Origin of the sequence: Microbacterium sp. ZOR0019, assembly GCF_000800925.1 — a bacterium.
Lineage (GTDB): Bacteria > Actinomycetota > Actinomycetes > Actinomycetales > Microbacteriaceae > Microbacterium > Microbacterium aurugineum.
Genome location: NZ_JRKC01000049.1, coordinates 1 through 7,807, shown reverse-complemented (window position 1 = coordinate 7,807; position 7,807 = coordinate 1). Strand labels below are relative to the sequence as shown.

Annotated in this window: 5 protein-coding genes and 1 pseudogene; 2 read left to right on the top strand and 4 right to left on the bottom strand. The window is 70.4% G+C overall.

What is annotated here, in order from left to right:
- Positions 1-788 (top strand): annotated as a pseudogene (locus L978_RS18935) (relaxase/mobilization nuclease domain-containing protein); the annotation flags it as partial.
- Between the two features lie 11 nt (positions 789-799).
- On the top strand, positions 800-1,642 hold the full coding sequence (locus tag L978_RS10425; protein WP_047522999.1) for a hypothetical protein: 843 nt from the start codon (positions 800-802) through the stop codon (positions 1,640-1,642).
- 67 nt (positions 1,643-1,709) lie between these two features.
- Here L978_RS10425 and L978_RS18370 read toward each other — a convergent pair whose 3' ends face one another.
- From L978_RS18370 to L978_RS10405, 4 genes are all read right to left on the bottom strand, one after another.
- Positions 1,710-2,579 (bottom strand): DUF4913 domain-containing protein, encoded by an 870-nt coding sequence (locus L978_RS18370; RefSeq protein ID WP_052193568.1) that lies wholly within the window; start codon positions 2,577-2,579, stop codon positions 1,710-1,712.
- Positions 2,576-4,372 (bottom strand): type IV secretory system conjugative DNA transfer family protein, encoded by a 1,797-nt coding sequence (locus L978_RS10415; protein ID WP_047522998.1) that lies wholly within the window; start codon positions 4,370-4,372, stop codon positions 2,576-2,578. Before L978_RS10415 ends, L978_RS18370 begins: the two co-directional genes overlap by 4 nt.
- Positions 4,369-6,003, bottom strand: coding sequence for an ATP/GTP-binding protein (locus L978_RS10410; RefSeq protein WP_231555039.1), 1,635 nt, complete (start codon positions 6,001-6,003; stop codon positions 4,369-4,371). Before L978_RS10410 ends, L978_RS10415 begins: the two co-directional genes overlap by 4 nt.
- A gap of 110 nt (positions 6,004-6,113) precedes the next feature.
- Positions 6,114-7,631, bottom strand: a complete 1,518-nt coding sequence (locus L978_RS10405) for an SCO6880 family protein (RefSeq protein ID WP_331437070.1) — start codon at positions 7,629-7,631, stop codon at positions 6,114-6,116.
- Positions 7,632-7,807: the final 176 nt, after the last annotated feature.

The following is a 7,807-nucleotide window of genomic DNA, read 5'->3' as shown; positions in this document are numbered from 1 at the left end:
CTGACTGGCCCGATTCGGCGGCCGGCGCGAGCGAGGCGGCCGCCGAGTGGACCGCCGCGAAGCGCGGCCGCCGCGTCGTCGCCCCCGGGAGGGAAGCACACCAGCCCGACCCGGAGATGTGGGAGAAGCGCAACGCGGATCTGGCCGCCCTGGTCGACCGGCTGCGCGGCGTCGACGTCGACGACCGCAGCACGTGGGCCACCGTCGCCCGGCAAACCGCAGGGGCCCTCGCCGCGTGGTCGAACGCGACGGAGGAGACCCCAGGTGACCTCGCTCGCGCAGCCGACGCGCTCTCGCGTTCGGCGCAGACCTACGAGCGCACGGTGCCGCCCGAGCGCGCCGGCACGCTCGCGATCTCGGGAGCTGCGCTCATGCTCGCCAGCGCCGCCCGTGGCGGCCGCGGAACGGTCGCCGAGGCCGCCATGATCCGGCAGATGCTCCGCCTCGCCGAGATGGTCTTCAAGGCGGCGATCGCGGCCGGCCAGGCACGGCAGGCGCAGCTCATCGTCGACGAAGCGCGCGACCGTCTGCTGCGCGTCGGACGCGCGCTGCCGCAGCTTCCCAAGTCGACCACCGCGGCGGCCGCCGAGAGCCCGACGCAGGGCGCGACGGCGACGGCCACGATGGAGCGCCCGCAGCTCGACCCCGAGCTGCGCGAGATGGTCGAGCTGCTGAACAGCGGCCGGCCCGACGCGACCGAGATCGTCTCCCCGGTGCCGAACAAGATCGACCCGGAGACGCCGCGTAAGACAACCACCGAGGACGCATCCCGCGCCCGCAGGAGATAGGGGGGCCTCTCATGGCCGACATGGATGGTGACGGAATCGACGACGCGATCGAGGGCCAAGTGCGGCTCCTCATGATGGCTGCCGGGCAAGCCGGCGAGGCCATCGCCCGGCTGCGCGAAGAGCAGCTACGTCGCGCCGAGCGGCAGAGCCAGCAGGAGGCGCGCGAGCTGCAATCTCGGTTCGAGGCCGAGCGCGCGGCCGCCAGCATCCAGCTCGCCGACGTGCACCGCGACGACTACTGGCAGCAGGCCACGCCGGAGCAGATCGCGCAGCGCTACCAGATCGCCCGCGCATGGGAGCGCGAGGATCCCGTAGCCGAGCAGGCATCGCGTCGGATCGAATCGGAAGTGCACACCCGCTACGGCGTCGACGCCGCCGACCTCGGCCGCGACCCGGAGGCCGCACGCCAGGCGATGCGCTTGGAGATGGACCGCGCCGAGCGCGACCGAGCGCAGGCCGAGCGCGAGCGCGTCGAGGCTCAGGTGCTCCTCAACCAGGCGAACCGTGACGACCAGCGCGCCGACCAGGAGCGCGCCGCGGCCGAGCACGAGCCGGACCCGGACGACCGGGCCGTGGCCGCCGAGCAGGCCGAGCAGCATCAGGCGGCCGCCGAACAGAACCGCGACGTCGCCGCCGCGAAGTACGACAGCGCCGAACGTCGCGATGCCACCGCCGCGGAGCTGCGCTCGAAGGGGATCTCCGAGAGCGACGTCGACGTGAAGATGAGCGTCGACGCCAGCCACGGCAAGCCGGCCACCGCCGCGGTGCAGAGCGGCCCGCGCAACGCCCCGAAGGCTCGCAAGAAGCCCACCGGTCGCGGCCAGGGTCAGCAGCGCGCCAGCCGCCACCAGTGACCGCCTGACGCGATAAACGGGAGGGCCCGCACCACGCGGTGCGGGCCCTCCCGTTTATGCGTCCTACTCAGCCCTGCGCCTCGTCCGCGGAGTCGGCGTCGACCGGCTCGCGCACGTCGGGGAACAGGCCCTCCGGCGGGTTCGCGTACGGCAGGAACTCGCCCTTGTCGGGGAAGCAGTGATCGTCCGGGCCGACCGACCCGCGGAACGGTCCCTCGCTGCTCATGAGGATGGGCATGTGGTGATCGGCGTGGTCACGCCACCACACGCTCATCCCCGTGGCGGCATCCAGTCGCAGGTGCTCCCAGGCCCGCCAGAGCGCTTCGAGACGGTGCACGGCCTCGCGGCTCTTCCACCACTCGGCCGCCCACACGTTCCCCTGTCCCTTGCCGTCGATGCGGCGCGTGTAGACCTTGCGCAGGAACTCGCGCAGGAACTCGTCGACGCTGCCGTAGTAGAGCGTGGGCTCTTCCGGCTCAGGCGGTGCCGGCGTCGACCGCGCGTACTGCAACTGCGCCTCCGCCTCGGCGAGCCCGAGGCGGGCTTCCTGCACCGCGGCCTGAGCTTTGCTGACGGTCGCCGCGGCTCGGGCACTTGCCCGAGTCCGTTTGGAGACGTCGCGCTGGGCAGCAGCTCGCTGCCACTCCTTCTTGTCGTCGTCGTCGGCGTACTCGGCGGCCTTCGTCTCCGCGACAGAGACCTCATCCTCGGCATCCGCGTGCGCATCCTCGGCCGCCGTGAGCTTGTCTTCGGCCGCGGCGACAGCTCGACGTGCGGCACTCACCTGCGCCTGCGCGGCGAGCACCGCTTCGATGTCGGGCGTGAAGGGCTCGGCGGCCGGTTCGGCACCGTCCCGAGGCTCGTCGTCCTCGCCGACGTCGAACGGCGGCTCCTCGTCGTACGGGTCGAGCATGTCGCCCCAGCCCGGGTCGCTCATGCGGCGCTCCGCTCCGCCTCAGCCTGTTCCACGGCCGCCAGCTCGTCGAACGCCTCATCGAGCGTCTGGACTGCCTGCGGGTCGTACTCCTTGATCGACGCCTCGACGGCGGCCCGGTGCGGGCCGGCCATCCACGGGACGGTGCGGATCAGGGTTGCGCGGGATCCCGACGCCAGGACGACCGCACGGCCCTTGGGCAGGGCCGCGAGGTCGTCGACGTCGAGGATCCGTTCACGGTGGAGCTGCGAGGACACCGAGCGGGTGCCCTGCCCGGTCGACAACGACTGCGACAACCGGTCGTAGCTGCCGACCAGCTTGGATAGGGACTCGAGAAACCCGTCCTCGGCGACACCGCCCGCGTAGACCTTCACGTTCGACGCCGACCACAGCTTCTTCATGCCGGCCTCGCCCCATACCTCGCAGCCCTGCGACCACGACTGCAGAACGGTGTCGATCACGATGCCGCGAGATCCGTAGTGCGAGTAGAGCGACGGCAGATCACGCCAGCGGCACACGTTCGCGGCCTCGTCGAGAACGCACGTCAGCGGCCGCACCAGCCGCCCCTTGGGCGACCGGGCGGCCAGATCCTCAGCGGCCTCGGTCACCGCGACGGTGAGAGCCGTGATGATCGGTCCCGCGGACCCCGAGCCCTCGCGCGAGAGCGAGTACAGCGTGTCCATCGATCCGACGAACGCAGCCGGGTCGAACTGCGGCCGCAGATCCGCCGGCCCTTGCGGCGTGATCCACTCGGCGACCTTCCGGTTGGTCAGGCAGCGGGCCATCCGTCGAGCGGTCGAGTAGATCGACCCGCGCTCCTCCTCGGGGGTGTTCATCATGCCCGACAGCTCGTCGGCCGTCAGCGGCACACCCTCGCTTGTGAGGATGTCGACGGCCTCCGTGTCGCCCGGGCGGGTCAGCCATGTCCACACGTGCGTGATCGGCTTTCCACCGAGCGCGGCCGCCAGGAAGTAGCACGACAGCAGCGCTTCGCCCATCGGGTCGAAGTGCGCATCGCGGCGCACACCTGGCTCCTGTGACCCGGACCCGAAGTGCTTCGCCAGCTCCTCCGCCTTCGTCTCGTCACGCACGTACGAGAGCGGGTTCCACCACCACGTCGGCGTCTGCCCTGCAACGGCCTGCGGGTCCAACACCCACACCGAGCCCACCGCGGCGCGGGGGACACGGGTCGCGTCGTGCACGTCGCGCTTGTTCGACGTCGCCACGACCGGGCCCGGCGCCGCGAGGATCTCGGGGACGACCATCGAGGTCGTCTTCCCGACGCGGGGGCCGGCGATCGTGATGCGCTGGTCCTCCCAGGAGGAGTAGAGCGGCTGAGCGCCGGCGACGGTGACGCCGATCGGCAGGCCGATCGAGGAGGTCACGCCGAGCCGTTCCGCCGTCGCCCGCGTCTTCTTCTCGGACTGGTCGTCGATGTCGCGGCCGCGACCCATGTAGGCCGCAGCGTGGTCGACGCGCGAGCGGCGCTTGCGACCGCGGCGGATCACCACGACGAAGAACGCAACCACGCCGGCAACGACGACCAGGAGCAGCGCGAGCACGAGCCAGCCGGCCGCGCCCGGCCACGTCACCGAGCCGCGGAGGACGCCGAACAGGACCGCGAACGGATTCGCCGGCACAGCCTCGCCCGTGCCGGCGATCGCGTGCCCGAGCCTCACCGACACGTACACGGCGACCAGGACCAGCACCACCGCGGCGATCAGCACCGCCGCGGCGATCTGGCCGAGGCTGAGGCGGCCGCCGGGATCCTGCCGGCGATTGTTCGTGAGGCTCATGCGCTCATCTCCTCGTCGACGGCGTGCAGCGTCCCGCGTCGACCGACCCGGGACGTCTCTCGCCAGCGCTTGTTCGTGTCGTTGACCTGGCCGGTCAGCTCGGTCTGGGTCAGCTCGACCTTCACCGGGATCCCAGGGCTGCCACCGACCTTCACGAGGAAGTGACCGAGGCCCGGAGGGTCGGTGTTCGCGCCCCTGTGAGGATCCCACGACGGCGGATCCTGCCACCCAATCAGCAGCTCTTGCTCTGCCCGGGAGAACGGGATGGCCTGAGTCAGCGCCGGCATCTCTGCCTGCGGCAGGCCACCGCAGATCACCATGCCGGAGCGCTCGACGAATCCGCGCGCCTTCATCTGATCCTCGACGGTCGGCAACGCCAGCAGGTCGCTCATCGTGTGCGTAATCATCGCGATCCCGATACCGATCGTGCGGTTCAGGCGCGTGATACGGTCGACGCGATCGACGATGCCGGATCCGGCACGAAGCGCCTGCCACAGCTCATCCATGATGACGAAGTAGTGTCGGCGCGGTTCCAGGCCGGCATCGGCGAGAACGTGCGCGATGTTCACCGTCGCGAACCCGTTCGACCAGCATGCGAGCAGGCTGGCTGCGCGCAGATCGGGCTCGTTCTCCCCGAGACCCGACACGTCGTACACGACAGGCCGATCGCGGCGCATCGGCTGCGTCGTGGGCCGGGAGAACGTCTCACCCAGACGGCCGCCGCGCACCAGACTGATGAGGGAACGTTCCAGGGCGGCCGTGATCCGCTGGTACTCCGAGAAGTCACCGCGATCCACAGCCACGTCGCGCAGCTCGTCGGGGCCCTCCTGCACCACGGCGAGCAGATCGGGGAGTACCGGCTGCTGGTCCGTGAAACGGGCGTCCAGCACGCGCAGAGCCGCGCTGATGAGCGATTCCTCGACGTCGCTAGGCGGCTGCTTCCGCAGGATCGTGATGAGGGACGCCACCATGTCGAGACGGCGGCTGTGCGAGTCGCCCTCCACCTCGTCGGCCATGCGGTCGAGCTTCGCCGCCCACCGCTCTGCCCACGCCTCGGGAGCAACGTCGTCGACGCGCTCCGCACGAGGCACGATGCGCGCGCCCGAGCGGACCTCGCCGGCCGCCTCACGGAGCCGCGCCACCGCCTCGATGGCCTCGCCCGGGTCGAGGACATTCAGATACCCGCGGCCGCGACCGAGAGCGATCACCTGGCCGCCCAGCTTCTCGATCAGGTCGACGTAATCGGGTTTCAGATCCCCGAGCACCATCGGCATGACACCGAACGCTGCGAGGCCCGTCGCCATGCGACGGATCACCGTCGACTTGCCCAGGCCCGGCTTGCCGAGCACGAACACCGACGGGTTGCTGATGAGCTTCGCCCGCTGGAACCACGAGATGGGATCGCAGCACAGGGTCGCGTCCGTGTGGATGTGACGGCCGAGAGGCACCCCGACCATCGGCGTGCCGGTGCCGATCGCGAACGGCCACAGACCGCACACCTGCACCGTCGTGCCACGCCACAGCGGCGGAGCCTGGACGTACGTCGCCTCGCCCTCGCCGCGGCCAGACCAGCCCCGGTTCAGCGGCCGCTTCGCCGTGGCCGGCGCGATCTCCTCCACCGGAGCTGCCATCACCTTCAACGCGCGCTTGCGATCCCGCTTCCCCATCCGTTTCCACGGGTTGGGGAAGAACGACATGCCCTTGCGCGCCTCGCGGCGGGACTCCTTGACCTTCGACTCGCTCACAGCTTCTCCCTAAACGCAGCGGGAACCATCAGATGCTTCGGCAGCACCAGGCCCAGCGGGAGGGCAGCGGCAAACGCCGAATCCTGCGACCCGTAAACGGGACGCAGGAGCAGGCGGGCCGACGCCCCCAGGTTGTCGACCGCCGCATGGGCGTCAGCGATCATCGAGGAATCCGTCACCGTCGCAGTGACCAGCATCCCGAACTCGACCAGACCCGCACCCGACGACTCCTCGGACGCCGACGCCGCCGTGGCCTTCACCGCATCGATATCGCGCTGCGTCGCCTTCGCGTTACCCGTGACCTTGAAAGCCGCGGCATTGCGGTCGGCCTCGACGATCCCGGCCGCCCGGCCCGGGTCAACCGCCTGATACGTCAGCGTGACACGCTTGCGGGCGATATCACGGTGCGGCTGCAACAGCCGGCGCAGCACCCCCGACTGGACATGACCGCGCGGTGCGCCGGTCATCGCCCACGTCGTCGAGTACGCCGAGTCGTGACGATAGCCGTCCCACGACGCCTGATGCGCCGACGGGCCGACGTCAGACCAGGACAGCTCCGGCGTGTTCCCCTGCATGTGCGCCTCGTCGATCAGGACAGCGACCGCCGGATCGTACGCGACCCGCACCAGCTCGCAGAGATCCTGCGCAGTCAGGGCACGCGCAGCGCCCGCACCCGTCGCTTGGAGGTTCTGGCTCAGCGCCGGCAGGCGCGCCGCGAGCTCACGGCCCATCTCCTCGGGTGTGCGCCGCTTACCGCCCGACCGCGCGGCCGCCGAGAACGTAACCGCCACATAGGCGTCGACCTTCGCAGACCCGGACGGGTACTCCTCCACGGTGTCGAGCATCACAGCCCGGGCATACGCGGGAGCATCGCTGTCGATGTTCCACTCGACCTCACGACGCAGCGCCGTGCCCGTGTCCGGGGCCGTCTCCAACGTCACCGACGCGGCGACCACGCCCGGCTCGTTGCCGAGGTTCGCCAGCCAATGCCCCCAATCAGCCACCCAGTAGTCGACCTGTTCGACGTCGACGAGCGAAGCACCCGCCGGCGACGTGCCGAAAACGACCGTGTAAGTCGACTGCCGAGGCGTGTAGATCAGCGCGAACGGCCGATCGTACGAGTCACGGTGCTCCGAGAGCCGCATCGGTGCCGCCAGGCCCGGGAGCTGGTACGTGCCCCAGTGAGCCCGACCCAACGGACCCGACCGATAGATGTTCTTGCCACGCCACTTTGCCATCCGAAACCCCCACTTCGCCCCCGACCGCGAGAGCGTGTTCATGCCGTGCTTGTCCTTGACCACGACCGCCGCCATCACCACCGCGAGGACGACGAACGCGATCAACGCCGGCAACAGACCGGCGATCGTGATCATCAGGATCAGGATGATGAGGCTCGCCAGCAGCAGAGCCGTTCCCACCGATCCGAGACCGAGCAGACCCGGCGACGTCGGCTTACGCCAGTTGCCGTAGGTCCGCGGTCCACTCTCTGTTTCAACGGCCGCCACTGGGACCACCCCCATCTCCTGTCGCTTCCGAACCAAGACTCTGCGCCGCGCCCTTAGCTGCCTGCCCGGCCTTCATGCCCACGTCGACCGCAGCACCCGCAGCCATACCGACCGGGCCACCAGCGGCACCCGCCGCCGTCGCGCCCCCGGCCGCAGCTCCACCGGCCGCAGCTCCACCGCCGGCC

Bases quoted from the DNA above. Each gene is read 5' to 3' on its own strand.
- L978_RS10415 (WP_047522998.1), bottom strand. From the start codon at position 4,372: ATGAGCCTCACGAACAATCGCCGGCAGGATCCCGGCGGCCGCCTCAGC.
- L978_RS18370 (WP_052193568.1), bottom strand. From the start codon at position 2,579: ATGAGCGACCCGGGCTGGGGCGACATGCTCGACCCGTACGACGAGGAG.
- L978_RS10410 (WP_231555039.1), bottom strand. From the start codon at position 6,003: ATGGCAGCTCCGGTGGAGGAGATCGCGCCGGCCACGGCGAAGCGGCCG.
- L978_RS10425 (WP_047522999.1), top strand. From the start codon at position 800: ATGGCCGACATGGATGGTGACGGAATCGACGACGCGATCGAGGGCCAA.